Origin of the sequence: Paenibacillus xylanexedens (assembly GCF_001908275.1) — a bacterium.
GTDB classification, from domain to species: Bacteria; Bacillota; Bacilli; order Paenibacillales; family Paenibacillaceae; genus Paenibacillus; species Paenibacillus xylanexedens_A.
In genome coordinates this window covers 1,210,795-1,236,637 of record NZ_CP018620.1, presented here as the reverse complement: position 1 = coordinate 1,236,637, position 25,843 = coordinate 1,210,795, and the positions used below count along the sequence as shown (strand labels likewise).

Genomic DNA, 25,843 nt, shown 5'->3' with positions numbered 1-25,843 from the left:
ATACACTCGATCCAAAAAAATCCCGATTCGGGTGCCTATGCACCTGGATCGGGATTTTCACATATCAAAACCTATTCGCTTTTGGATACAAGCTTGAAATCATCAAAGTGGAAACCTGGCGCTACTACGCAAGTTACCAGTACAGGCTCATCGCCCAGCGGACGCGCTGTCTGCCATACGCCGGCAGGAACGAGCACCTGTGGTGATTGCCCCGCAGCAATATCCATCCCCAGAACAAGAACTTCCTCGTTCTCCGGGTTCTCCCCGTTGCCGCCCAGCTTCAGTTCAACCGGACTGCCGCTGTGCCACAACCAAAGTTCATCGGACAGAACCGTATGCCACTCGGAGATTTCATGTGCGTGTAGCAGGAAATACGTGGAACTTGCCGAGAATCGTGGGCCGGAGTATGTATCCGGCAGAACGGACTGTGGAATCTGATAAGACGCCTTCCATTCTTCCTTATACCAACCGCCTTCAACGTGAGGTTGCATATTGAGCGCAGCAACCAATGGCGATAATTCATGTGTCGTCATAACCTGTTTCCTTCCTTCCAAATCATATTGGAGACACTCCTTAACCAGAGTTTCGCCTCTCTCCCCCTACTCTAAAACATCATTCAAGTTTTGTCACCTTGACAGCACATAAGTGCCATGCCAGATTCGTTCTCTCGGTATTTAACGATAAGATTAAAGAAATATTTCATTTCCAATGATTGCGTTTACAAAAAGATGGATGTTCCGTTATGATATGGATATCGTTGTTAATCCGTGAAGCAGAGGGGAGCTGTACCATGAGTCTCATAGAGGATCGGATTGGACCCAAATACCGAATCGGTGAACATTCATTTACCATTGAACATATGCGCAGACATGATGGGAATGGTATGCCACAACCTCACGCTCATCCATTCTACGAACTGTATTACTTACTTGAAGGTGAACGAGTGTATTCCATGAATGGTCAGATTCTGTCCGCCCGCAAGGGTGATTTAATTCTGATTAATCCACACGATGTACATACCACCTCCAAAGGAAGCATTCCCGGCTTCGAACGAATTCTAATCGGTTTTTCTCCTGCTTTTGCAACGGGGATGGAACTTGGCATATGTGGTCTGCTGCCTTTTAATTGTTCAAGACTGCTTCGCCTGCCTGAAGCGGAACAGCCCGAGATGGAGCGTATATTGTGGCAGATGCTGCAAGAATGCAAAGAGCGACGCCCTCACTATGAGATCGCCGTAAGAAGTCTGCTTGCCCAACTTTTGATCCGTATTCATCGGGTAGAGGAGGACATCCGGCAGTCATGCCCCGGTCCCTTGCATCCGATGCAGGACAAAATCAGTGAAATTGTCACTTATGTGAATAAAAACTATACCGAACCACTTACGCTGGAAGGTGCAGCCAATCGTTTTTATATCAGTCCATCCTATCTGAGCCGAATGTTCAGCCGGTTTACCGGGTTTCGATTTAGCGAATATTTGCGTGTTGTTCGTGTCCGGGAGGCACAACGAAGATTGCTGTCCACACAAGAGCGTGTCCAGATGATCGCAGAGAAGGTAGGATTTGAGCATACGGCTCATTTTAACAAAACATTCAAACAGGTCACCGGTACAACACCGCTGCGCTATCGCAAGGAACACCGGTAGATCATCAGATAACTTCATATAAAAGCCGAGTGGGTAGCCTCGCTCCAGAGATTACGTACTCCTTAATTAAAAGGCATCACGATTACTGGATCTATGGCTACGCCACTACGGCTGAATTGGACCAACTTGTATACCCCCTACTACATACCTTTTACCTGCGAATGATCACGCCACTTCGTACTTCAGGACCCACAGAGATCTGACGACCATCTGTGTCAGCATCGCCTTCACGACATACAATGCCTGCGGACTCGTGTCCGGTCACCATCAGAAGCCGGCCATCTGCACCATTGCCCTGAATGCTCTCTAATTCTGCCCCTTTACACTGGTGCAAATGAACCAACGGACCTTCGGTGATCTGCGCCTGCAATTCAGCGATATGCAGATGTTTCGCATGAGCACATTGGATACCACTGCGAGCTTGCACGTGGTAACGCTGGATGATCACCCCATCCAAAGGCTGTTCCGGCAATCCACTCACAAGCAGCGCAGTGTCGGCACCGGCACAGACCACATCCGATATTCGAATATCCCGGAACACTGGCGTCTCTTCGCTAATCTCCTGAGACAGATCACTGCCCCGGGCAGACCCTTCCTGATTTGCATAGAAAAAGGAAAACGAGATGGCTTCCATAATGATATCTTTCATATATATGCGCTCAATCTGAATGTCCTCAACCACTCCGCCGCGCCCACGTGCGCTTTTGAAGCGAAGTCCAATGTCCGTACCGATAAACGTACAATCCGACACACGCACATGCCGCACACCACCGGACATTTCACTGCCAATCACAAATCCGCCATGACCGTGATACACCGTGCAATCGCGAATGGTGATGTACTCCGATGGAAGACCCAGTTCACGGCCTTCGGCATCCTTGCCTGATTTCAGACAGATCGCATCATCACCGACATCGAATACACTCTTCTCCACCACCACATGACGGCAGGATTCAACGTCCAGCCCATCTCCATTCTGAGAAAACCACGGATTCCGCACACTCACGTTACGAATAGTGACATGCTCAGATGCCCAGGGATGAAGATTCCACGCAGGCGAGTTCTGGAACGTTGGACCGTCCAGCAATACCCGTTTGCATCTGCGCAAGCTGACCATGTTGGGGCGCAAAAAGTCTCTGACTTCTTCATAGGCAGCGACATCACGTACCTGCTCCTGATGCAATCGATTCGCGATGGTGTCACCCTCAAGTGCAGCTGTGGTAGGCCACCAGATTTCTTCATCTCCGCCGGATTGCTCTACAACACCACCGGAAGCGATCAATTGGTTCCATTGTGAAGTGGTCATTTTGGAGCGTTTCACCGGACGCCATGCCTCCCCGCCCCCATCCCATATCCCCTCACCAGTAATCGCAATATCCTCCAGTTGATCACCATCGATCGGGGATTGGCAACGTACCACCTGCCAGCCTTCGAAGCTTGATGCAATTAATGGGTATTGATCAAAATCTCGGCTAAATGTAACCAGTGCCCCTGCTTCCACATGTAGTTCGATACGGCTGCGCATTACAATCGGGCCTGTGAGCCATACCCCGGCAGGAATTACGATTCTCCCACCTCCTGCTTCAGCACATGAAGCGATGGCAAGTCGGAACATCTCCGTATTATCTGTTACGCCGTCTCCAACAGCTCCATAGTCTGTAAGCTGAAAATCCTGTACAGGAATGACAGGCAAATTGGCTTCATAAGCTCGAACATCGGACTGGGCACTTGCTCCTGTCGACATTGGGGAGTGATATGTATTCATCGTGCAGAATCATCCTCTCTACATGTAATGGAATTGTTATGGGATCAATACATTGCTTTTACTTTCCTTACTTACGTTCAAACGGACGCTCTCTCGCTCCATCATATCAATGGCATGACGTGTAGGGTTGAGCTTTCTTGCCATGTACACGTGGAACTTGATGCTATTTGTTTTGTTAATCAGAGTCATAAATCAAACATCACTTTCAGTATACTCTATACAACTATTCCAAAGGTTGGAAAACAACTAGGAGAATAGATTCATTTTTCTGTCAGGATTCGTCACAAGGTATTTAATAACATGACAGATATATAACATTTTTTCCGGCTATAGCCCCACGGAACCCATTACTTATGTCATGTTTTATCACAAACCAATTGCCATAAGCAGGATGACTATGTATGATTAAATAACTAGTTTCAATTTATTCCTTATTATTCCTTTTACACACAGACGTTGCAGAAAGGATGGGGTGTACTCTTGATTGAATTTAGGGGTGTCCAGAAGCATTTCGGTCATTTTCATGTCCTCAAGGATATCCATCTTCACATTGAAGAAGGAGAGGTCGTCGTCATTATCGGACCTTCCGGCTCCGGCAAAAGCACGTTACTCCGCTGTATTAACCGCCTGGAGACCATTACCGAAGGTGAACTTGTCGTCAGTGGGATTCCTCTACATCAGAAAAAGGTGGACATTAACCTCTTCCGCCGTGACATCGGCATGGTATTTCAACACTTCAATCTTTATCCTCACAAAAAAGTCATCGATAACATTACCCTTGCACCCATGAAGGTGCGTAAACAACCCAAAGAACAGGCAGCCGCAACAGCTATGAAGTATCTGACCCGGGTGGGCATTGCCGACAAAGCAGACAGTTATCCCTCCCAGTTGTCCGGTGGACAGCAACAACGGGTAGCCATCGCCAGAGGACTTGCCATGGAGCCCAAAATCATGCTTTTTGACGAACCTACCTCTGCTCTCGATCCCGAGATGATTGGGGAAGTCCTCGATGTTATGCGTTCCCTTGCCCATAATGGCATGACCATGGTCGTTGTTACCCATGAGATGGGATTCGCCCGCGAAGTTGCGGACCGGGTCATCTTCATGGACGAAGGCCGAATTGTAGAAGAGGCCAACGCTGCTGAATTTTTTGACAACCCCAGAGAAGAACGAGCACAGCAATTCCTGAGCCGTCTGATTCATCATTGAGAATAATCCACTATTCCATTTTGAAAGGGGTCTTTATTCATGAAAAAATTATTGAAATGGCCATCATTTATGCTTGTCCTCATTCTCTCCCTTGTATTGTCCGGTTGTAGTACAGGTACAGATACACCTTCAGCGAGCGGTGGTGGTGACGCCGAGGCGAAAGGCACGATTGAGCGGATTAAGGAACGTGGCAAGCTCATTGCCGGTGTGAAATACGATACGAAGCTGTTTGGCTTGAAAGATCCTGCAAGTGGCAACGTTGAAGGGTTCGATATTGATATCGCCAAGGCACTCGCCAAACAGATCCTTGGAGATGAGACCAAGGTTGAACTGAAAGAGGTCACTTCCAAGACACGTATTCCCATGCTGCAAAATGGAGACATCGACATCATCATCGCCACAATGACAATTACGGATGAGCGTAAGGAACAGGTAGATTTCAGTGATGTTTATTTTGAAGCAGGGCAGTCCCTGCTGGTGAAAAACGACAGTGCAATTACCGGCCTAGAAAGCCTCAGCGGGGTGAAAGTACTCGCGGTGAAAGGCTCCACATCCGCTCAGAACATTCGCGAGAAAGCCCCGGATGCTGAGGTGCTTGAATTCGATAACTATCAGGATGCATTCACTGCTCTCAAAGCAGGTAAAGGCGAAGCGCTGACCACAGATAACATCATCCTCATCGGTATGCAACAGACGGATAACAGCTTCCAATTGGTTGGTGGCAATTTCACAAGCGAACCTTATGGTATGGCCATTCGCAAAGGCGACACTGCCTTCGTGGAGGAAGTCAACGCGCTGCTCAAAAGCATGAAAGACAGCGGGGAATATGACACATTACATGAGAAATGGCTGGGCGCGAAGCCCGAGTAACCCGAATTAAGATAGGTAAGCGGCGAATTCGTCTGCTGGATGCGATGCATGAGCAGACGTAATCGCCGTTTCTACATCTGGAGAACGGAGGCTTCGCCTATATGGGCACATTGGATTTCAGCGTACTAATGCGACACTCGGATCGTTTTCTGGAAGGGTTCCTGAATACGATTCAAGTGAGCATTATGGCTCTCATTGGCAGCTTTATCCTTGGCGCGATCCTGGCTATCTTTCGGATATCCCCTGTGAAACCCCTGAACTGGCTCGGCACGGCTTTTGTGGAATTTATCCGAAACATCCCATTGCTGTTGGTTGTGTTTTTCTTCTATCTTGGACTGCCTGCACTAGGCATCTCGCTGGATGGGTTTGTCTCCGGTACTCTGGGCCTAACCATCTACACGGCCGCTTTCATTGCCGAAGCGATTCGAGCGGGCATTCAGACTGTACCGCGTGGACAGCTGGAAGCTGCAAGATCCTCAGGCTTGTCCTATGTACAGGCCATGAACCTGATCATTCTGCCCCAGGCCATCAAGATTGTGTTGCCGTCCATCGGCAACCAGTTTATCAATTTGGTCAAAAACTCATCCATTCTTGCCGTTGTCGCCGGTATGGATCTTATGTATTTTGCCGACCTGGTTAACTCGGATACGTTCCAGCCGCTAAGTGTGTACACCATTGTTGCGCTGTTCTATCTGGTGCTGACGCTACCACTTAGCTTCCTGGTGCATTATATGGAGCGCAGGTTTGGACAGAGGGATGCAGAGGCGCGCAGCACCAAAGGCAAACCGAAAAAGAACAAACCGGCAGGTCAGGTTACCATGTAATAGATCGACTTGTACCTCCGCAGATTTTTAGGGAGAAATATCGGCTTGTCCATGTGGTTTAAATGAGTACTGGATCGTCTGTGTTTTACTGGCATTGGTGATCATGTCACAGTGCATATTGTAATTCACTGCTACGGTGCTTGAGTTGCTTTCTACACAGTCCATGCCCCATCTATTGATCTTCGATATTCCATTCCTGCATACAGAAGGAGGCTAATAAAATATGGACTTTAGCGGGGCCTATGCGTGGCCCAACCTTCGTTTCCTGCTTCAAGGATTCCTGATTACCCTGCAGGTAGCAGGGCTATCCATTATATTCAGCTTTGTGTTCGGCACTGTGCTGGGTACGATCCGGTTTACCCGTATCCCTGTTCTGTCACAGATCGTGGCGGTGATCGTGGATACGATCCGGAATCTGCCGCTGCTGCTCATCATTTTCTTCATCCACATGGTGCTTCCACAGCTCGGGATTAAAATGTCCGTCTTCTGGTCCACAGTTGTTGGACTGAGTCTGTTTGAAGGCGCGATGATCGCCGAGATCGTCCGTAGCGGTCTGAAATCCGTTGAGCGCGGTCAGGTGGAAGCTGCCCGCTCCTCGGGCCTGAGCTACATGCAGACTCTCGGTGGCATCATCATGCCACAGGCGCTACGCCGCATGTCCCCGCCGATGGTCAGCCAGTTCATCTCACTCCTGAAGGATACTTCACTGGCGATCATCATCTCTCTGCCGGAACTGATGCACAACGTGCAGATCCTTGGCGGTCAAAGTTTCGATTACATTATCCCGGCCCTGCTGCTCGCAGCCGTATTGTATTTTGCCATCAACTACGCGCTGTCCATTGTCGCAAGGCGACTTGAGGCACGGATGAATTGATAATCAGAGAGAATAACGCATGAAAGAATACGACACATGAAGGAACATCAAGGAACATGAAGGAACCGAGACCCCGTGATTGATCAGATATGAAGAAATGAACTTGAAGGAAAGAACCTAATAGATGAAAAGAATGAGAACGCCCCAAAAACTCTAAATTCACCTATGCTATGCAGTGGATTTGGAGTCTTTGGGGCTACAGTTATACTCATCAATGCACGAGCTTCCCACCAATTTCTAACGAACTGAGGGAAGCTTATTTAGCCTTTTTCGGGACATTTCCTAATCTAACGAATCGTAGACGCTCTAATCTTCCGATTCCCCCGCTTTTACCCCCTATTACAGGGTTTTGAGCAGAATAACTTCACTGAGATTCGTTACATTTTTCATTTCAGCTTATATCCCGGAATTAGACGTCTCAGGTTCGTTAAAACGTACGCCACCGCGAATTAAATAAACACCCACTCCCACTATTAATGATTCACCCGATTCGCCCCATTCGACCACAATCAGCTCATCTGCTAGATCGCTGCTCCGTTGTGACGTAATTCCACCTGTAACAGCTCGATTGGCAGATCAACCGGGTCCAGCTTCATCTTCACTGTTAGTGCAGCCGCTGTTCCCGCAGCTTCACCCGTAGCCATACAGCTTGGAGTCAACCTTGTCGTTGCATGCGCCTCATGTGTGGTGGAGATGCAGCGTCCTGCCGCCAGCAGATTGCGGATATTGCGAGAGATCAGACAGCGATACGGAATATCATATGCCCCGTCTCCCTCAATAAAGGCAGCCACAACGCCTTGACCCGAAGGGTCATGAATATCAATCGGATAACCGCTTCTGGCAATCACATCGTCAAACTTTTGTCCTGCAACTACATCCGTCCGGGTCAATGCGTAATGACCTATGATCCGTCTCGATTCACGAATGCCAATCTGCGGCGCTACTGCCGAGATCGAAGCTCGTTCGAAGCCAGGCACATCACGCTGCAAAAACTCAGCGATCATTAGCACCTGCTTCCGGCCTTCCTGTTCCGCAGAGGTCAGATCCTCGGCATCTGTCGCATCAAGTCCCTGCACCCGGGTACAATTAATCAGCACTTCATCCTCTGCCGGTCCGGTAAAAAACAACACCTGGTCGCGATTAATCGGCACACTTGCTTTTTTCCACTGGGAATAGAAACCACTCACCCCGGTTAACGGAATGCTGTCCAGTTCAGCAAAGGGGGTTTTCACATAGAAATCCTCCGGGTGCTCCAGCATGTATTGTTTCACTCGTCCAAGATCGACACCACGCATGCGGAATTTCATGGTCATCGGCTGTGACTGATGGTCGCCGTCTCGTCCCTTTGCCACAGAAGCACCCGCAAGATAAGCCAGATCCGCATCGCCGCTTGCATCCACAAATACGTTCGCCCGGAACTCCTTTCTTCCAGACTTGTTGGTCACTCGCACCGCTTCCACCCGATCATCTACAACGACCACCTCGTCCACAAAGCTGTGCAACAGAAGCCGGACACCAGCCTCCTGCAACATCTCTGCTGCAACCACCTGAAAGATGGCTGGATGGTACGGCGTGACGGTATGCACAAATCCAACTGTATCGCGCAGATGCCCCGGAGAGCCGCCACGTGCCTGCAAACGATCCACGATCTCCTGCGCAATACCTTTAATAACCTGCTCACCGCGCTCCGTATGGAAAGTCATCCAGGGATAAACCATAGCGGCAGTTGACATCCCGCCCACGAATCCATATCGTTCCAGCAGCACTGTTCGTATACCCTGCCGTCCAGCCGCAATGGCTGCCGCTATACCCGCAGGGCCCCCTCCCACAATAACGACATCTGCTTCTTCCTTTTTCATACTCTTCTGTTCACGCAAATGTTGTCCCTCCTTCCGTTCTATTGCACGTATTACACGGCTTATTCTTTCAGTCCCGTCATGGCAACCCCCTCAATGAAGCGCCGTTGTGCCAGGAAAAAAACAATTAACAGTGGCAAGGTTGCCATGACGGTGGCGCTCATCAGATATTGCCAGGCTGTACCCACTTCATCTGTAAACAGGGATAATCCAAGCGGAAGCGTCATTAGATCACGCGAGTTAATGAAGATCAACGGATCAAAAAACTCATTCCAGATCGTCACAAACGTGAAGATTGTCAGCGTAGCCATACCCGGCTTGGCAATGGGCAGCATAATTCGCGCATATATCCGGAATCGGTTGCAGCCGTCCATCATCGCCGCTTCCTCCAGCTCCGTTGGCACCGTAATGAAGAACTGCCGCATCACAAAGATGCCAAACACACCACCCGCCCCAAAGATCGGCAGTAAAATCAACGGAAGATGGGTATCAATCCACCCCAGTTGTCGCATGAACAGAAACATCGGTATCGCCGTCACCTCATGGGGAATCATCATCGCACTCAGCAGGATGAGAAATACCACATTGCGTCCCTTGAACGGAATTTTGGCAAATGCATACCCTGCGAGGGAGGCAAAGAATACAGTTCCTAGCACAACCAAAGCAGAAATGTAGATACTGTTCCAATAAAAACGGTGAAACGGAATCAATTGAAAGACATCGATATAGTTCTGAAATCGGAATGTTTCCGGTATCCACTGCGGTGGATAGGTGAATATGCTCTGGGGTTCCTTGAATGATGTCGATATCATCCAGATAAATGGCACAATCATAATGAGCGAAATCAGAGTCAGCAACAAATACGTCCCCAGAGTACTTCCTATCTTCCGCCCCGAAGGACTAGGCATCGCCTTCATTGAATACCCACCTCTTTCGGAGCTGCCATTGCAGCAGCGTCAGAATTAGCACGATAAAGAACAGCACATATGCGAGAGCAGAAGCGTAGCCAAACTGAAATAATTTGAATGCTTTTTCCCAGATATAATAAACCAATACTTTTGTACTGTTGCTCGGCCCGCCCTGTGTCATCACGTAGATCTGCCCAAATACTTTGAGTGAACCAATCACGGTCATGACTACGGTCAAAAACACGGTTGGCGTGATCATGGGCAGCGTTACGTGAAAGAAGGTTCCCCTTTTGCCCGCCCCGTCTAATGTTGCTGCTTCGTACAGTGAACGCGGTACCTGCTGAATAGCTGCAATGAACAGCACCATATTCAGACCGACATTTTTCAGCACACTTGTCACGATAATCGCTGGCATTGCCAAATCCGGATTGTAAAGCCAGGCCGGACCTTTGATGCCCAGCATCAACAGAAGCTGATTAATCAATCCAGACTCTGTCGCATACATCAGCTTCCACACGATGGCCCATACGATCAACGAGGTCATGACCGGAACAAAGATCGCTGTTCGGAAAATTCCGATGCCCCGCAGATTTCTGGACAGCAGCAACGCGAGCAGCAGGGCGAGCACAATATTAAGCGGCACCAGCCCCGCTGTGAAATAAACCGTATTGGCGAGCACTTTCCAGAACATGGCGTCTGTCATAATATTCCGGTAATTATCCAATCCAATAAAATGATGATCCCCCAGCAGCGGCCAATCGGTCAGGCTCATGTATAACGCGAGACCCATGGGAAATAACAGCAGCAGGGTAAACCCAAGCACCATCGGCGATACAAACAACCAACCTGCGATCTGGGCCTCTCTGGCGAGCGGCCCCCCTCTTTTGCGCTTGTGTGAATGGTTCACAAATCAGGCCTCCCCCTTTTAAACAAATTTCCTCCGAAGCTGAACTCTGCGACGATTCTATATAAGGTGAACTATACATTTACACAAGAACGTAGAGGACAGAAAAAACCTGAAGAAGCGAAGTGGTCGCCTTTATCCCCGGATTTCCCCTTTATATATGGGATTCAAAAAAAATCTGGGGATAACAGCGATCGGAAGGTTGTTCTGGCATCGGAGTGGCAAGTGTAAATATTCTTTAGTTCAACTTATATAGTCCGAACGGTTCAGACTGTCCACCGCATTGCGGAACCCGTTCACAGCCCTTCGCAACTGTTCCTCCATGTTGCCTGTCACGACCGCTCCAAGCATGATCGCCTTTACCCCGGTATCGCGCAGCACCCGAACATCCTCCGGCACCAGCTTTCGCTGGGAAGGAACCAATACCGGTACCTGGGCTTGCAAGACCAGACGGCGATACTTGAGTACATCCGCGAAGCTTAGCGGTGTACCATATTCTTTTCCAGGTACAATGGATGCCTCCAGAGCGGTGAAGCCGAAGTGCGCTGCCGATGTTACGAGGGAAGCATCATATTCTTCATTGATCGCAAACGTTGGGTCCAGCCCCAAGTCATTCAACATGAAGGATGGCAAGTGATGTGCATAGATGGAATAGAAGTCAAAACCCAGTCCAGAAAGCCTTTCCACATCCTCTCGCCTTGCTCCATCAATACTGCCAGAAGGTACGACCCCTAGCGGACCACCAAACTCACTGCGGATCGCCCGAAACACCTCGGCGTACATGACCAATGGACCAAAATGATTCCCGCTGGCGCGATGACCGACATTATAATGCACCTTCAGTGCATCAGCGCCCTCTTCCATGGCTGCCCGAGCCAAAGCAATATCATTCTCAGGCAGGCTGACCACCAGCGACAGCGGTTTCCGCTCAAGTAACTCTTTGAATTTGCCCATCGTTCTCACCTCCGGTTTCGATTGAATGATTTAGGGTTGCAACACACTTTGGATCTCTTCCTGCATTTGTTTCAGGTTATCCTCAGCTGTCGCTGTCTTTGCAAACAGTCGGTCAAATCCCTGCAATACCGCATTGTCGATATCCTGCCAACGGATATGACCGGGAATTAAGCGCGCTTTTGGCATTTCATCAATGACGGCCTGCACGATATGCTCTTTGCTCGGGTTATTCGGCTGAATAATGAATGCATCTGAGTTCAGAACAGAGGTACGCGGAGGCACAAAGTAGGTGGCTGTCGCCTGAATCCCCTGCTCACTGGCAAAATACTTCAACAGTTTCTTCGTTTCCTCTGGATGTTTGCTGTCGTTGAACATGGCATATCCGGCCTGCCCCAGCATCGGCACACTGCCTTGAGAGCCGGAAGGCATAGGAGCGATGCTCCATTCAAAATCCGTAATTTCCCTTGCTTTGGAAACATAGCTGTAATTATCAAAGAACATGCCCACATTACCCGCATCAAAGCTGACCTGTTCGCCCGCCTTTGGGTGTGATTCATCGGTGAACATCATGCGTTCCAGCAATTCAAAGGTCTGTACGCCATAGGCATCGTTCCAGGTGAACGTTGTCATGCCTTCGTCGAATGGACCGCTTCCATTGGACCAGGAGTAGGAGGAAAGCACCGCCCAGGTCTTCCAGTCGCGAAAAAAGTTGGCACCATAGATTCGGTTGGTCGCATCCTTACTGGTAATGGCTTTGGCGGACTCTTCGAACTGTTCCCATGTCCATTTTCCTTGGGTGGCAAGTCTGTTTGGATCAGTCAGACCGGCTTGGTCAAACAGCGTTTTATTGTAAAACATGACCACCGGAGGTGTAGAGAAAGGTAGCCCTAGCAATTGATCGCCATCACGGAACAAATCCAATGTACTTGGAATATAATCATCCAGCTTAAACTGTGCATCATCTTTAAACTCAGATACATCGGCCAGAATGTGGTTGGACTTGAATTGTGGCACCATTCGCTCCGATACCCAGGCGAGATCGGGAAGGGAGCCTCCGGCGGCAAGCACCGAGATTTTTTGCTGGTATTCTGCGAAAGGTACGGATTCCATCGTTACTTTGATGCCTGGATTTTCCTGCGTGAAGTCATCAATCAACTTGTTGTACACATCCATATGCGCCTGATTGCCCCACATCATGAACTTCAGCTCGACCTCTCCATTCTCTCCGCTTGCACTGCCAGATTCACTGTTAGAATTGGAGCTTGCGCACGCGATTGAAGCCATCATCATGAGTACAAACACCAGTATCAGTCCTGCTTTTTTCATGGAAATCCCCCTTATGGACGTCGTGGTATACATGTGCAACCAAAGTATAACGAAAGCATCGTTCCCCCTTAAATCACGTCAACTACAGAAATGGTATGGTTTTTCAAGAGATACTGAATCGGTCTCGATATTCTCCTGCGGTCCATCCCACCTGCTGCTTGAACACCAGCATGAAGTGTTTGGGGCTCTGATGCCCGGATAACCGTGCCACATCATAGATTTTGAGACCCGTGTTGATCAGCAACCACTTGGCCCGCTCCATACGTGCCTCAGTGATGTATTCGGAATAATTGATGCCTATTTCGTTCTTGAACAATTGGCTTAAATAAGTAGGGTTCAAGTTAACAAGATCGGCTATCGTCTGAAGTCGCAGATCTCCATCGGGATGTTGCTTGATGTGCTCCTTCACATCTCGGATAATCTTCCGTGTATCTCCACCAGCGTGTTCTGTTTTGCCAGATGGCTCAGGGATAGAAAGAGTTGTAATACCGTATCTGCGATCCAGCAGCAATTGAATCTTTTGTATGCATAATGCCAGTTCATAACGATCGATGGGCTTCAACAGGTAGTTCAACACCCCGAACTCCATCGCTCTGCGTGCATATTCAAACTCGCCGTAGCCGCTAATGATGAGCATTAGCAATTCAGGGTACATGTCTCTTGCTTTGCTTACCAAAGTTAGTCCGTCCATTTCACGCATGCGGATATCCGTGATTAACACGTCCGGCACCTCACATCTCAGAAAATCCAGCGCCTCGGTACCGCTCGATGCTTCGCCCGTTACCTGAAACTGAGAAGACACTTGTACGATCAGTTCCCTCAGTCCCTGACGGATGACCGTCTCATCCTCTACAAGCAATACTTTATACATGCGCTTCAATCCCCTTTCGGTAGAAGTTGAATGGATATCGTGACCACCAGGCCCTGCCCGGGACTCCCATCAATGCTTAGGCTGCCGCCTTCTCCATACATGAGGCGAAGCCTCTGAGCGATATTGTTAAGCCCCAGACTGTCCCCGGCATGGCAACGTAATGCCTCATTGGAAGGCTGTTTTGATATGGATTCATTTAACTCGTCAATCTTTGCCTGAGTCATACCCTTACCGTTGTCTCGCACGCTAATCAGCAGCTCATGGTCGAATTTCAAGGCAGATACCCAGATTGCTCCTCCATTTTCCTGCCCTTCAATGCCATGGTAGACTGCATTTTCCACCAGCGGTTGCAATACCAGCTTGGGAATCAAATACTCGGCTATCCCTTCTTCGATATCATAGATAATCTCTAACTTGCCGTTGTAACGTACCTGCTGAATGCGTACATAGGATTGTACAAAAGCAAGTTCTTCTCCAAGTGGAACCATCCGGTCCACCTTATCAATCGTATAGCGCAGCAGCTTGCCAAGCGCCGTCACCATGTCCGATACCTCAGCATGCTTCTGGCGAATGGCCATCATGTTAATGGACTCCAGCGTGTTATATATAAAATGGGGATTCATCTGGCTTTGCAACGCTGACAACTCTGCCTCCCGCTCTTGAATGCCCAGCAGAAACACCTCATTGAACAGCCGATGAATCTCTTCCATCATTCGGTTAAAGCCCCGGCTAATCTGTCCGAATTCATCACTGCTGAAGTGTGCTACACGCTGGCTAAAATCTCCCTGCTCCACCCGAATCATGTGGTGCTTCAGTCGAATCAGTGGCCGGGTGATACGATAAGATAACAGAACCGCCAGAATTGCTATACCCGCCATACATAACACTGCGAACCATATTGTAAAGGTGAGCATCTCACCCGACTCCTTTTGAATCACAGCAATAGGTGTAAGACTGATCACCGAAAGCCCAGAATAGCTGGAATGATGTTGTACATAGAGATAGGGCTGCCCATCCAGAACAACTTTTTGGTTTCCTGCATAGCTTTGAAGCTGTCCCTGCATTAGCAACTGGTCGTACGCAGACATTCCTCCGATTGAGGTCCGTTCGAACAGAAGACGCTGTTTGCTGTCTACAATCATCAGGCTTGCATCTTGCTCATAATTCAGATTGGATAACAGTTGACCAAAGGCCTCCAGACGGATGTCAATCAGAATGTACCCCAATCGCTGGAGCGTACCCGGATCTCGAAGCACTCTGCCCACCGATATATACAATTCTTGCTGACCACCCGTGTAATAGCCGGGGTCATGCGGAGGAAGCAGGCGCCATGTCCCTTCCGAGTCTTCAAGCTCTGCAAACCATTCATCCTGCCTGCTGTCCCATACCGGCTTGACCGCCAGCGAATCGAGATTGGAGAACAAAATACCGCTGTTGCTGATCAGATGAATTCCCCGAATCTCGGGCCGGTCATAAGCTTGACCCGATGTGTAAAGCTTCATTTTCAGATAATCCTCCGATCTCGCCCATGTACCCGACCCCATTGAAGCGTTGTATTTGCCCAGAATGCCAAGCACCATCTGATCGTAAAGCGGCAAGAGCGACAACCGCTCAAAGTCCTTCAGCAGCCGATTCAGATTGGCGTTAATCTGGCGAACCATATCAATGGTGAATTGCTCGGTCTTGCGATCCATCGTCTGCGAGAAATGCTTGTAGTTCATCAATCCCTGTAAACTTAGCGGCAGCAACGTCAGCGCCAGGAACAACAGGAGCAACTTGGTGCGCAGGTTTACATTTTTTCCGAAAAAAATGCGTACCTTGTCCATCATTTCCGTTCATCCCTCCCTCTCCCGATCATTGTATGAGCCCCCTTCACAGATCAATCTGGATATAACTGGGGTCATCATATCCAGTTTTAATGATCATCCGCTATCCTGCCAATCCTGGAATTGGTACGGAATTTCAAGTTATCCGCATAGGTTTCAGGGTGAACGCCAAAAAGCCGACTGTATCGCTACAGTCGACTACGCTATTTCTATAGAACACTATTTAGACAAAAAAACCGACTGCATTATGCAATCGGTTGTCTGTTCCTGAGATGGCTTTTATATTTGAATCGATTATATTCATTAATAAGCTCGTCCAGTACCATGGACTGTCGGAGGACTTGGTTGTCCTGCATGCCATGATTCTCCGCCAAACGACTCAACTCTTGCCTGTTCCGTTCGATTTTATCTGTGATCTGTATCGGTTCACTCACAGCATGCACCCCCTCTTTGTATAACATTTTAGGATACATTGCCAAAAAATTCATATTATATTCCTTTGCAGAATAAAATGATTGTTTGCAAAATCAGTTTTCATAAATCTTATATTAATTTATATCTCCCTATTTTACCTGCTTCAAAAAAAAGCTAATTCAGGATTGGTGCCATTTCCCCTTTGAAGAAACAGCCTCATATCAACAGAATGGCTAATATGGGTGGTCGGCTAGTCTCCTGCAAAGGAGGTGATGCCTGTGGCGATTGAAACGGTATTGACATTGATGATCAGTTTTGCGGGGTTCATTGTAACCTTAATTGGACTGATTGTAACTATTGTCATTGCCTTAAATAATCAAAACAAAAAGAAATAGACCGCCCCAGCTAAGGTAATGGTCTATTTCAGCTACCTATGCACAGCCACCACCCTTAGAAGCGGCTGTTGTAAAGAGCAGGATGTTCGCGCATCCTTGCTCTTTGTTATCATCTCCAGTTTAGCACAGTTTGTTGCATAAGTTAGCTCTTTACTGGTAATTATTGTCGCTCAGTTTTGGAGTAGAAGGGACGTGGCAAAAATGGAGAAACACCTCTCCTCACTTCACCTGCTTCAGAAACGCCAAGTCCGGATTCACTCCATCTCCCATTTTAATAAACGTCTCATATGATCCGCTAAAGGTTATTTTACCTTGATGAATAAAATGCAGAACACACTGGATATTTGCAATATCCTGCAAGTGATGGTTCGAGACCAGTACAGTGCACTCATTATGGAGTGCCAGCTTCTCAATCCTTTTCAAAATATGATAACGCATTTCCGGATCGATACCCGCTAATGGCTCGTCAAAGATGTATAATTTCCTCTTCATTAATGTGATTGCCAGAATACACAGATAACGCCTCTCCCCAACAGATAATTGCCCAAACTCCATATGCCATACCCGCTGTACCAATTCAACCTCTGCAAGACTCATATCTTCATCTACATAAGGTTCGTTGTTCACTTCAATGCGGTTAGAGTGATCGGAATACAGGAAAAAGCGAAAGAGATCTTTGGCCTTCAAAGTTAGAGGAAATAACAAACCCTGCAGCTGGTAGATGATCTCCTTCTCATCCGGAATACCTTGTATTTCTGGTGGACGTTTAATCACATTCGCGATCAGATCAAATAAAGTCGTTTTGCCAGAACCATTTTTGCCAATAATCATATTCACGGTCTGTTCGGGAAACTCCACATGTAAATGATCCAGATTTTGACGAGAGGCTTTGGGATAAGAAAAGCTCAAATTTTCAATTTTAATCATAGATCCTCCTGCTATGTCCGATGTGTTCTGGATATGACTTTCACAAATTTGAGTGCGATAAGTCCGCAGGTAACATAACAAAGTGTGATGAGGCTCATGTTGATCAGACTCAAATGTGGGAAAGGGCTATTCATAAACCATTCTGCTAATAAAAAAGTTAGATTCCTAACGTACTCCATAGGGTTGATGAACACCAGAAGTAGACCATACTCTGTTGAATACGCCAGTCCCTTTGCAGATAGAAAAAACATGACCAGTAAACTCATACTGACCACCGCATTCAGCGACTCCTGCCTTACTGGAAGAAGCATGAGGATAAGCGTTAAAAAAATGACCATTACAGACCCCAATATACAGCTTGTTAAAGACACGACGAGAAACAAAGCAACCTGTCCAAAGCTATCCAGGAATATCACTCCCGATACTAGCGAGAACAGAAGAATGGTCAAAAACAGAAAACCAATCTGGTTCAGAGCCTTTCCCCAGATAATAGGGTATTTACTACCCGAGATAAATTTAAACATCTTGAAAAAACCGCTCTCTCTTAAAGAGATCAGATTGGTCGTCACATCGATGGACATCACGAAGATAATATATGAAACAAATACACTGGTTTGGATGTAAAATTCATTGATCTCAGGCCCCTGAGTAAACCATTGATAATTAAAGATAAAAAAAGCAATGAGGGGAAATAACAGATACCATACGAAAGCTACTTTGTTGCTTAACATCATTTTAGTAAACAGACGGAAGTATTCACGAGTTATTTTCAAAAAACAACCTCCAATTTATCCAAACGGGAGCATTTTCCCAATATTGTGTAATCGATTCTTATAAGGCTTCAAGATTTCGACTTGAGTTGGGTCTATTTTTGCAGCATACATGTGATGGAAGCCTTTATTTGTTATAATTTTAACAATTTTTGTATTTAACTCTCCATCAAGAGCTGGTATATAACAAAGATTAAAATCCATTGCCAATTTTAAAGAGATTTTCTTAACTGTATTATAAAATTCATTAGGATCAGCTTTGTCTCCATCTATTAGTTCACCACGCACTTGATCTGATTTCTCCAGGTATTGAAACTCGCTTTTTAATTCATCTACACCAAGTCTCTCCATAAAATAATGAGAGTAAAGTAATGGATCAACTGAGTATTCCGTATTTTGATAATTTGATTTTTTTATAGGCTGCTCCACAGTTACATATTGGAATAGCTCTTTTAAACTGCCTGTTATTGCACCTTGGTAGTCCCAATCAGCACTTATCCCAACACCTTTAGTTTTTGCTCCAAAGGCGATTGTAATTACTACCTTGACCTCATCACACAACGATATATCGTACATAAAAATCTCATCTACATGTATCCGAGACATCTGGATAATGGATTGAAGATTTATAAATTTTATATCTTCAAGATGAATCTTTTTAGCAGGAGATTTAGTGAACCAACTAAAGAGCAAGCTTTGTCTTTCAAAGAATTCTAAAAATGCAGAATTTATAGACTGATGGGAACTAACATGAGAGGCCATTCCGCAGGTATCGCTATATATATTATCAAGATTTACTTTTTTTAGTATAGGATCATTCCAATTCAACAAAATACGATGTAGAGGGAATTGTTCTATTGTACCATTCAGCATGTTGACTCCCTCTACTGATTGATCCCTGAATCTATGATAATTGTTAAAAACAGATACCCTCTCTATATGCTCTCCTATTGCTGCTTTAATTGATTTTCTTTTATCAAAATCAATTGCGCTTGCAGGCGGGCCATTCTCAGAATACGTAATAACATCACTCTGAAAATAGTCAAGGAGAAATGAATTTTGTTTGATATGAAACCTTTCAATCATAAAAGGTGTGCCGTTAACTGGATTATTTATCAAAGCGTATTCTCCTCTCTATCACACTACAATACAGTTAGGTATTTTCAGCATGCTTTGCTCGTTAAGATTTATCGTATTTACATTCATAGGGTTTCTTAGGTTAATGTACTCTTTTAAAGGAATATGATTAAAAAGATAAGGAGAGTATATTTTTATACATTTAATTTTTGTAGTTACCGTTTGTTTTAGCGGAATCATATATACCTCAGCCACCCAAGCAGGAAGTATATTCAACAAATTGGAAATTGTTAATTCTTTCATCGTTTTTTCATAATCACTAGTTGAGATACTTCCGTACCCTACAGATAAGTAATCAATAATCCCAGATTGATTTTCATATTTTTTCTTGAACACTTGGCGTGACATAGCAACGAGTTCATTACTTTCTTCTTTCCACTGTAATAAAACGGCTTCTTGTGTGGATTTAAGGATAGCCTCTTCAATGGAAAAAGAGCTACCCACCCCAGAAGAGCACACGAAATTTTTGTGAAGAATAAAACAAAATACTACCTTTAAGGGATAGAAATATTCATTGATAAAAAAAAGAACTTCTTTATTTTTTTGATACATTAATCCAGATAAAATTTTATGTTTGTTTATCAGAGATACATCTAGTTTAATTTTAGAGCCTTGTTTACCATACCAAAATAGATACAAGGCATTTTTTTCAATAATTTCTCGGAGAGAACTAACAATTGCTTTTTGTGACGAAATATGACTAGAGGTTCCGGTAGTATCAATTGGGAATTCTTCTGATAATGAATACGTTGAGTATTTCTTATCAATAAGTACACTACTTGAATTAACCATATTAATAGCATATACACTCTTCTCATCAAAAGGGATGCCCCCGGCAGATATTGCCCTTCTCTCGATCATTTCTGAAAAAGCTTTGATTAGAGACTGTTGCTTATTAAAATCTATTGCAGTGGAACTATCCGGCCCTATATAACCATTTTTAAGAAAGTTCCCAATTCTTGAGAAGGATGTGTATGTGTCGTCAGTAATAAATTTTTGCTCCGGTATATTAAAGTGAAGAGGATTTGATAAATACAACATGATATCGACCTCATTTTCCTGTTGAATCCGTGTATCCAAACCATTGAAGCATTACTATTGGACACAATCTCACATTAAGACCACATCGCTTAGTCAGTTCGTTATCATTGAATCCAGACCAACTTACCTCTCCGACACCTTTACTCATTTTATGGAGAGAATTTTTAAACACTTGGCTCATGGCTCCTACCTCTATTAGAGCATGTCTGTACCCTCTGATATGATATTTGATTATTGATCTGCGTAAGTCTGCTGCATATGCGATACAAATTTCCGGTAGATCTATTGCATCATGACAGACATACTTCTTAATATGAAGTGCTTCGTCTTTGGCCCAAGACGTTATTTTTAACAATGATTGTTCTATCCCATCATATACGTAAACTCCTCTTGTCAAAGTATCATGATCTTGGAACACGAGTACCAACGGAACTATGGGATAGAGAGCACCAGCAGAACCATATTTTTTAGACCCCGTTTGTTTATCTCTTATAAAAGCATCATTTAATAATTGGGATAACTCTGCAAAATTGAACAGTCTCTCTTTGTTAAATGATCTGTAACTTCCGATTACATTCACTTCTGTGCTTGTATTAAGATTAATTTTCTGTTCGTAATAATCAGGAGTGATATCTGTGTACTGCGCATATTCAAGCCATGGAATTACGTTATCATCGATGGATTGGTGCTTGGAATCAGGCAACTTTAGCAAAGTACTGCTTTGATGAAATTTAAGAATATAGTTCTCAACTTTCTTTGGTATATAAGAAGCGTAAATGTAATCAGTGAATGACCTTTCCACTGTGTTATGTTCTAGACTTCCAACATACTTATTTTTCATAGCAGTCACATAGCTCCCAATGTAATGAATAATCTGTATAGTAATTATTTGTTTGAAGATCAAATACGGAACATTCATGTAACTCTTCATTATGGATTATTCTACCATTTTCTAAGGTGAAATATTTACTTATTTTATTACTTAATAACGAGAGTATATTCAAAATATTATTTTTGTTTAGAGGAGTATGAACCTTGAATTTGGGTTCATCTTTATAAATCGAATCGATAATTTGCTGATAAGAGATATTCCCAGTAGAATCTACACGCAATTGTGATTCAATGTGACCTATGTGGCAAAAATGACATGGATTAGATGCTTGAGGGCTATAAAGAGAATCAATATAAAAGTTGTTGTTGTATGTGTAGCTCATCAATAAAATTGAGTTCTCACTCCTTCTTACAAGTGAAGTAATCTTACTGGCTATTTCTTTACTGTAAGGATTCATAAACACTACATATAAAGTATTACTATTCTTCTCTGATAGTAGTGTGCTATTTGATTCTTCATTAAGATTTATAATTGAATTTTTCATATTTTGGTTCTCAAAAAGAAACTCTCGGGACACTTTAAGTATTTCATCATTATTACTTAAGAAAACGCATTTTTCTATTGAGAAGTTCACCTCTTCTTTAGTAATGAAGATGTAATTATTCTCTAAAAAGGATATAGCATTTGAATAGTCTTCTTGAAAAACATCCATAAGTTCTTTCTCATGGACTGATTTAATATTATTGTTATCCCATTTCTTTATTTCTTCTATTAATCTTGCTTCTTTTATTTTCACTATCCCATAGTTATGCATTAAAACTAGTTCATTTGAGTTTATTTCATAGATAACAAAGTTATTCAATGTGTACGTAGTGTACTCTTCTGTAATCAAAATGATATGACACCTCCGCTTTAAACTTCAAGTGCGGCTAATATCCTAAATACGCATATTGCCGCACTCGAATCAATATAATTATTGGGAATCAAAAAAAGTCCTATAGTTCAATTTGTTTTTGTACATTATCCGCTCCACCACCTTTGCCACAACAACAGCAAAGTACACAACTTACATTAACACCACAGCTACCGGTGTTCCCTGTTCCCCCGCCTGTATTTGGGGGGTTTTGAAATCTGATTGCTCCAACACCGAAATCCCCGCTAGTCAACTCGGGATATTTTGTACTGCCTTTACCAGGTTTACTTGCTCCCATATGCTCACCTCCTTGTTTAATATAGATAAAAATACATTTAACCTTTTCAAAAATTGAACTAGTATTTTGATCCCTTTTTTAAAATATAATATTTTGCAAAAGAATATTATATTTAAATTATTTGAATAATTATACAAATTAGCATGTGTAATTATTTAGTAAAAACTTAAATATCATATCGTTCATTTCCTCATATTTACACCTAGAGTAAATCGATTATATTCATTAATTAGCTCGTCCAACGCCATAGACTGCTCAAGCACTTTCACATTCGGGATTCCATATTGATCTACCAAGCGACTCAACTCTTGCCGACCTTGCTCGATTTGGTCTTTCAAGATACTCCGTTCTCTCATAGCATGTACCCCTCTAGGACATTCTGGAAAATATTCAATATGAGTAAGCTATTAGTTTCGCTAATGACTACAGGTGCTTTTTAGAACATAATATGTTTTGCATAATATTGTAAAAACAAATCTTTAGAAAAGGCATTGTGCTCTGCTTAATCCTTTATCAAAATACAAAACAGCCTACCTCAAAAGCAGATAGGCTGTTTGTTTTATTTAATATTTATCGTCTTAAATAATTGTGAATACGTCTCTTGCTGGGACAAACTAGCTTGCTGTCTGTAAGTTCCGTATAAATCAACGCATTTTACTGTCATGTGATCGTCTTGGTTCAAAGTTGAAAGAGATAAAATATAAAGTATTATATCTATACCGTTTTGGTAATCTTGTCGATTGCATTTATACTTTGCAAGTTCATAATTAAACAACATATATCTATGAGTTATAATTCGTGAATTGCACCCTCTATCTAAATAAAATCGCTTGATTTTGTCTTCATATTCTTCTAAATCAAACTCAATTTTAAGAGATTGTTCATTAGCAACTTCAATAATATTAATAAAGGCAGTTAACGTTTCCTCAGAGTAAGCTTCCAGGTAATTAAGATACTCATGTATAAATTCTTGATTTCCAGACATTAAATTAATAGTTATACGATTTCCTTGAGCCCATCTCTTAAATTTGGCTATCATAACCCCTTCTTCTTCTGATGGACCAGAAATATCAACTACTCTCTCATAAATATCTGTATATTTTAAAGCCACTGCATATTCTTTACGTGCTTTAAACACACTTGCCTTTAACAGATTCGCATAAGCTTTGTAAGTAATTAAAGGATAAGCCGTAATACGTTTAGCCTCTGCTCGAGACTTAAATCTTAATAATGCATCCGATTTTCTTTCTAATTTTTCTGCCAATGAATAAACCTTTTCCCATAAATCCATTGTACTATATACATTAGCCAGTTCCTTAATCGCATCCAATTGTAATTCTTCATTGAGCTTCTCTACATAAACCTCTAAACGAATTGCTGCATTAAGGTTATCAAACTTTTTTAAATTTATACTAATAAGAAATATACGATATTGGCACATAGCCAACCGTTCAGAGTGCTGATATTTTTCGCATTCAGACACACATTCATACAGAATAAGTGCTGCCTGCTTCATTCCTTTGTTATACAATTCTTCAGCTATTTCAAACAACTCATCAATGTATGAATGATCATCTGTCACATGAGTAATGACTTGTTGAATAACATCCAGCTTGCCAAGCTCAGCACAACGATATATAAACGGTTCTAAGCGTCTCCAATGGGGTGCAGATTCAATAAAATATTCCATACCATACATATCATAAAAGCACCCCTGTTCCAAACCCATTGCAGAGGTAATCCGGTCTAGTTGGTTCATTGAAATAAGTCTGGTTCCTCTGATGATAGCACTTAATGTACCCACGTTAATGTCAACAATTTCTGAAAACTGCTGTAGTTTATACCCATTGTCTTTCAAGTATCTATCAAAATAGGAACGTATATTGTGCATCTTCTTCATCGTCCCTTCCCAGATATTTCATTATCAAAAAGTCGGCAAACTTAACTTTTCTACTACATTTTTGTAATTTCTGATCTGTTTTTCATTGGCTTCGCTCCTATACTCCCCGTACAAATCTAAACATTTAATACACATCAGGTCATCTTTACTTGAAGAAGAGAGTTCTAAACACATGAGTAAGGCATCAATCCCAAGTAAGTAATTACGTTGTTTTATTTGATAATATCCCAATTCATAGTAAAAATCTTGATACCCGTGGTTTAACATTTGATCGTTATAACCACCTTTAAAGTGCATGTCTGTATTAAACAATTTGATCTGGTTCTTAAATCTATCTAAAGCAAAGTCAATGTTAAAAGAATACTGATTAGCTGCTTGCAAAATATTAACGAATCCAGCTAATATTTCTGACGGGTTGTTTTCGATATAATCCAAATAAGAATCGATTACATTTTCTTGACCAAGCATTAATTGGGAGGCATATTGATTCCCTTCCCCCATACTCGGAACAAATCTATTATTTGTTGATCCTCTTGTGTAGGATTCCCAAGCTCAACTATTTCCAAGTATTTTTCTGTATACTTTAGGACATTTTCATATTCCTTACGGGCATCATAAACGCTTGCTATTAATAAGTGTGCATAGGCTACATATGTAAAAAGAGGATAGGCTGTTAGCCTTCTTTTATTTTTTCGCCTACGAGATTGAATTTTTAATTGGAATTCTGCTTTCCGTTCCAGTTCCCGTGCCCATGTGTCGACCTTGTCCCACAAATGTATCGTCATATACACGTTAGCCAAGTCTTTAATTGCATCCAATTGCACTTCTTCATTTAATTTATCAATATAAGGTTCGAACTTTACTGCTGCATTGAGATTGTCAAATTTACTCAGTGTTTTATGAAGCAAGAAAATGCGGTACTGGCAAAGGGCCAACCGCTCCGAGTGTTGATACTTCTCACTACCGGCCACACATTCATATATAATGAGTGCAGATTCATTGGTGCTTTTATTATAGAGACTCTCTGCCACATTAAATAACTCATCAATATAGGATTGATCATCTGTTACATGAGTAATGACTTGTTGTATAATATCTAGCTTACCAAGTTCAGCACAACGAAATAAATACGGTTCTAATCGCCTCCAATGGGGCGCAGATTCAATAAAACATTCAACTCCATACATTTCATAAAAGTACCCCTGTTCCAAACCCATTGCTGATGTGATTTGGTCTAGTTGATTCATTGACATAAGTCTGGTTCCTCTGATGATAGCACTTAACGTACCCACATTAATGTCAGCCATTTCTGAAACTTGCTGTAGTTTATATCCCTTATTCTTCAAGTGACTTTCAATATAGGAACGTATATCGGACATTGTCTTCA

Annotated in this window: 27 protein-coding genes; 7 read left to right on the top strand and 20 right to left on the bottom strand. The window is 43.7% G+C overall.

Annotated features, from left to right (window positions below; all coding sequences use genetic code 11):
• Positions 1-71: 71 nt before the first annotated feature.
• Entirely contained in the window at positions 72-533 is a 462-nt protein-coding gene (locus BS614_RS05625) for a cupin domain-containing protein (protein WP_017691032.1), read from the bottom strand.
• A 257-nt stretch (positions 534-790) separates the two neighbouring features.
• Here BS614_RS05625 and BS614_RS05620 point away from each other — a divergent pair, with 257 nt between their 5' ends.
• Positions 791-1,642 carry an AraC family transcriptional regulator gene (locus BS614_RS05620; RefSeq protein ID WP_074093199.1) on the top strand — a complete coding sequence of 284 codons (852 nt, stop codon included), beginning with the start codon at positions 791-793 and terminating at the stop codon, positions 1,640-1,642.
• Positions 1,643-1,793: 151 nt separating this feature from the next.
• On the opposite strand, the gene BS614_RS05615 is transcribed toward BS614_RS05620, so the two are convergent.
• Entirely contained in the window at positions 1,794-3,407 is a 1,614-nt protein-coding gene (locus BS614_RS05615; protein WP_084174410.1) for a glycoside hydrolase family 28 protein, read from the bottom strand.
• 480 nt (positions 3,408-3,887) lie between these two features.
• On the opposite strand from BS614_RS05615, the gene BS614_RS05610 reads away from it, so the two are divergent.
• The 4 genes from BS614_RS05610 to BS614_RS05595 all read left to right on the top strand — a co-directional run bounded on the left by BS614_RS05610 (position 3,888) and on the right by BS614_RS05595 (position 7,184).
• Positions 3,888-4,616: an amino acid ABC transporter ATP-binding protein gene (locus BS614_RS05610; RefSeq protein WP_051449904.1), complete on the top strand. Its 729-nt coding sequence runs from the start codon at positions 3,888-3,890 to the stop codon at positions 4,614-4,616.
• A 39-nt stretch (positions 4,617-4,655) separates the two neighbouring features.
• Positions 4,656-5,486, top strand: coding sequence for a transporter substrate-binding domain-containing protein (locus BS614_RS05605; protein WP_036673119.1), 831 nt, complete (start codon positions 4,656-4,658; stop codon positions 5,484-5,486).
• A 101-nt stretch (positions 5,487-5,587) separates the two neighbouring features.
• On the top strand, positions 5,588-6,310 hold the full coding sequence (locus BS614_RS05600) for an amino acid ABC transporter permease (protein WP_074093198.1): 723 nt from the start codon (positions 5,588-5,590) through the stop codon (positions 6,308-6,310).
• A gap of 223 nt (positions 6,311-6,533) precedes the next feature.
• A complete protein-coding gene (locus BS614_RS05595; RefSeq protein ID WP_074093197.1) occupies positions 6,534-7,184 on the top strand; it encodes an amino acid ABC transporter permease in 651 nt (216 codons plus the stop codon).
• 521 nt (positions 7,185-7,705) lie between these two features.
• Here the strand turns inward: BS614_RS05595 and BS614_RS05590 are convergent.
• From BS614_RS05590 to BS614_RS05555, 8 genes are all read right to left on the bottom strand, one after another.
• Entirely contained in the window at positions 7,706-9,043 is a 1,338-nt protein-coding gene (locus BS614_RS05590; RefSeq protein ID WP_074096698.1) for an FAD-dependent oxidoreductase, read from the bottom strand.
• A gap of 59 nt (positions 9,044-9,102) precedes the next feature.
• Positions 9,103-9,957: a carbohydrate ABC transporter permease gene (locus BS614_RS05585; RefSeq protein WP_074093196.1), complete on the bottom strand. Its 855-nt coding sequence runs from the start codon at positions 9,955-9,957 to the stop codon at positions 9,103-9,105.
• Positions 9,941-10,855, bottom strand: coding sequence for a carbohydrate ABC transporter permease (locus BS614_RS05580; protein WP_074093195.1), 915 nt, complete (start codon positions 10,853-10,855; stop codon positions 9,941-9,943). Before BS614_RS05580 ends, BS614_RS05585 begins: the two co-directional genes overlap by 17 nt.
• 240 nt (positions 10,856-11,095) lie before the next feature.
• Entirely contained in the window at positions 11,096-11,806 is a 711-nt protein-coding gene (locus tag BS614_RS05575) for a beta/alpha barrel domain-containing protein (protein ID WP_074093194.1), read from the bottom strand.
• A 30-nt stretch (positions 11,807-11,836) separates the two neighbouring features.
• Positions 11,837-13,132 carry an ABC transporter substrate-binding protein gene (locus BS614_RS05570; RefSeq protein WP_074093193.1) on the bottom strand — a complete coding sequence of 432 codons (1,296 nt, stop codon included), beginning with the start codon at positions 13,130-13,132 and terminating at the stop codon, positions 11,837-11,839.
• Between the two features lie 103 nt (positions 13,133-13,235).
• On the bottom strand, positions 13,236-14,003 hold the full coding sequence (locus BS614_RS05565) for a response regulator transcription factor (protein WP_074093192.1): 768 nt from the start codon (positions 14,001-14,003) through the stop codon (positions 13,236-13,238).
• A 5-nt stretch (positions 14,004-14,008) separates the two neighbouring features.
• Entirely contained in the window at positions 14,009-15,832 is a 1,824-nt protein-coding gene (locus BS614_RS05560) for a sensor histidine kinase (protein WP_074093191.1), read from the bottom strand.
• A gap of 242 nt (positions 15,833-16,074) precedes the next feature.
• Complete coding sequence (locus BS614_RS05555) at positions 16,075-16,263, bottom strand: aspartyl-phosphate phosphatase Spo0E family protein (protein WP_036673231.1); 189 nt, start codon at positions 16,261-16,263, stop codon at positions 16,075-16,077.
• Between the two features lie 258 nt (positions 16,264-16,521).
• On the opposite strand from BS614_RS05555, the gene BS614_RS32085 reads away from it, so the two are divergent.
• Positions 16,522-16,638: a putative holin-like toxin gene (locus BS614_RS32085; protein ID WP_222592206.1), complete on the top strand. Its 117-nt coding sequence runs from the start codon at positions 16,522-16,524 to the stop codon at positions 16,636-16,638.
• Positions 16,639-16,857: 219 nt separating this feature from the next.
• Here BS614_RS32085 and BS614_RS05550 read toward each other — a convergent pair whose 3' ends face one another.
• Positions 16,858-17,565, bottom strand: a complete 708-nt coding sequence (locus BS614_RS05550; protein WP_074093190.1) for an ATP-binding cassette domain-containing protein — start codon at positions 17,563-17,565, stop codon at positions 16,858-16,860.
• Positions 17,566-17,661: 96 nt separating this feature from the next.
• On the opposite strand from BS614_RS05550, the gene BS614_RS31385 reads away from it, so the two are divergent.
• Positions 17,662-18,189, top strand: a complete 528-nt coding sequence (locus BS614_RS31385) for a hypothetical protein (protein ID WP_157116024.1) — start codon at positions 17,662-17,664, stop codon at positions 18,187-18,189.
• A gap of 164 nt (positions 18,190-18,353) precedes the next feature.
• On the opposite strand, the gene BS614_RS05540 is transcribed toward BS614_RS31385, so the two are convergent.
• From BS614_RS05540 to BS614_RS05500, 9 genes are all read right to left on the bottom strand, one after another.
• Complete coding sequence (locus tag BS614_RS05540) at positions 18,354-19,454, bottom strand: YcaO-like family protein (RefSeq protein ID WP_074093188.1); 1,101 nt, start codon at positions 19,452-19,454, stop codon at positions 18,354-18,356.
• Positions 19,455-19,472: 18 nt separating this feature from the next.
• Complete coding sequence (locus BS614_RS05535; RefSeq protein ID WP_074093187.1) at positions 19,473-20,513, bottom strand: YcaO-like family protein; 1,041 nt, start codon at positions 20,511-20,513, stop codon at positions 19,473-19,475.
• Positions 20,514-20,523: 10 nt separating this feature from the next.
• Positions 20,524-21,354 (bottom strand): nitroreductase family protein, encoded by an 831-nt coding sequence (locus BS614_RS05530; RefSeq protein WP_074093186.1) that lies wholly within the window; start codon positions 21,352-21,354, stop codon positions 20,524-20,526.
• Positions 21,344-22,237 (bottom strand): McbB family protein, encoded by an 894-nt coding sequence (locus BS614_RS05525; RefSeq protein WP_074093185.1) that lies wholly within the window; start codon positions 22,235-22,237, stop codon positions 21,344-21,346. Before BS614_RS05525 ends, BS614_RS05530 begins: the two co-directional genes overlap by 11 nt.
• 103 nt (positions 22,238-22,340) lie before the next feature.
• Positions 22,341-22,556, bottom strand: coding sequence for a hypothetical protein (locus BS614_RS05520; RefSeq protein ID WP_074093184.1), 216 nt, complete (start codon positions 22,554-22,556; stop codon positions 22,341-22,343).
• Between the two features lie 182 nt (positions 22,557-22,738).
• Entirely contained in the window at positions 22,739-22,912 is a 174-nt protein-coding gene (locus BS614_RS05515) for an aspartyl-phosphate phosphatase Spo0E family protein (RefSeq protein ID WP_074093183.1), read from the bottom strand.
• A 203-nt stretch (positions 22,913-23,115) separates the two neighbouring features.
• Positions 23,116-24,456 carry a helix-turn-helix domain-containing protein gene (locus BS614_RS05510; protein WP_074093182.1) on the bottom strand — a complete coding sequence of 447 codons (1,341 nt, stop codon included), beginning with the start codon at positions 24,454-24,456 and terminating at the stop codon, positions 23,116-23,118.
• A 24-nt stretch (positions 24,457-24,480) separates the two neighbouring features.
• Positions 24,481-24,957: a hypothetical protein gene (locus tag BS614_RS05505; protein ID WP_167544378.1), complete on the bottom strand. Its 477-nt coding sequence runs from the start codon at positions 24,955-24,957 to the stop codon at positions 24,481-24,483.
• A complete protein-coding gene (locus BS614_RS05500; RefSeq protein WP_074093180.1) occupies positions 24,924-25,835 on the bottom strand; it encodes a helix-turn-helix domain-containing protein in 912 nt (303 codons plus the stop codon). The genes BS614_RS05505 and BS614_RS05500 overlap by 34 nt, the downstream gene beginning before the upstream one ends.
• Positions 25,836-25,843 lie beyond the last annotated feature (8 nt).